The organism is Phocaeicola sp. RTP21198st1_B8_RTP21198_201120, assembly GCF_040929485.1.
Classification (GTDB): Bacteria; Bacteroidota; Bacteroidia; order Bacteroidales; family Bacteroidaceae; genus Phocaeicola; species Phocaeicola dorei.
In genome coordinates this window covers 550-1,785 of the sequence record NZ_JBCOCI010000253.1, presented here as the reverse complement: position 1 = coordinate 1,785, position 1,236 = coordinate 550, and the positions used below count along the sequence as shown (strand labels likewise).

The window sequence follows — 1,236 nt, the reverse complement described above, 5'->3', positions numbered from 1 at the left end:
GCGTGTAAAGAACGGACAGACATTGTTTATCATCGACCAAGTGCCGTATGAAGCTACTTTTCAGACGGCACTCGCAAACGTTGAATCGGCCAAAGCCTCTCTGGCTACAGCGCAACTGACGTATGACAGTAAAGAGGAACTGTATAAAGAGAACGTGATTTCCTCTTTCGATTTGAGTACGGCAAAAAACTCCCTGTTGGCTGCCAAAGCACAGTTGGCACAGGCCAAGGCGCAGGAAGTGAGTGCCCGCAATAATCTTTCTTATACGGTTGTGAAAAGTCCGGCCGACGGAGTGGTAGGCACGTTGCCTTACCGTGTAGGAGCTTTGGTTAGTTCCGCTCTTGCCCAGCCGTTGACTACCGTTTCCGACAATTCGGATATGTACGTCTACTTCTCCATGACGGAAAACCAATTACTGGGACTGATCCGCCAATACGGTTCTAAAGAGGAAGCATTGAAAAATATGCCTGCCATCGACCTGCAACTGAACGATAAGTCAGCCTACTCCGAACGGGGACAGATTGAATCTATCAGCGGAGTGATCGACCGTTCGACGGGTACGGTCAGCCTGCGTGCAGTTTTCCCGAACAAGGAAGGATTGCTGCATAGCGGTGGTGCGGGTAATGTGATTGTTCCTGTTCAAAAAACAGCTGCGCTGACCATTCCACAGGCTGCCACTTTCGAAATACAAGATAAGAGATATGTCTATAAGGTAGTGGACGGCAAGGCTCAATCCAGCCAGGTACAAGTGACCCGTGTCAATGGCGGTCGGGAATTTATTGTAGATGAAGGATTGGCACCGGGAGATGTGATCGTGGCAGAAGGAGTAGGTTTGCTTCGTGAAGGTACTCCGGTCAAGGCAAAGGCTGCTCAAACTCCAGTGGCAGGAGTGACAAATGCTAATCAATCCTCATCAACAGAGACAACAACGAAGTCTCCGGCAACTACTACTGAAAATTAAACCAAGGAGGAATCATTCATGAATTTAAGAACCTTTATAGAACGCCCCGTATTATCGGCAGTCATCTCTATCACGATTGTCGTAGTGGGTATCATCGGGCTGTTCAGCTTGCCCGTTGAGCAGTATCCCGATATTGCTCCGCCTACCATTATGGTGAGTACCACCTATTATGGCGCCAGTGCGGAAACATTGCAGAAGAGTGTTATTGCGCCTTTGGAAGAGGCGATCAACGGAGTGGAAGACATGACCTACATGACTTCCTCCGCCACCAATTC

2 protein-coding genes are annotated in these 1,236 nt (G+C 48.9%); both read left to right on the top strand.

The annotated features are described in order from the left end of the window. Window positions 1-961 (top strand): efflux RND transporter periplasmic adaptor subunit (locus AB5935_RS25110; RefSeq protein ID WP_368327769.1); only part of this gene is annotated, 961 nt, incomplete at its 5' end. Window positions 962-979: 18 nt separating this feature from the next. Then, window positions 980-1,236: efflux RND transporter permease subunit (locus AB5935_RS25105; protein ID WP_368327768.1), on the top strand; the 257-nt coding region annotated here is incomplete at its 3' end.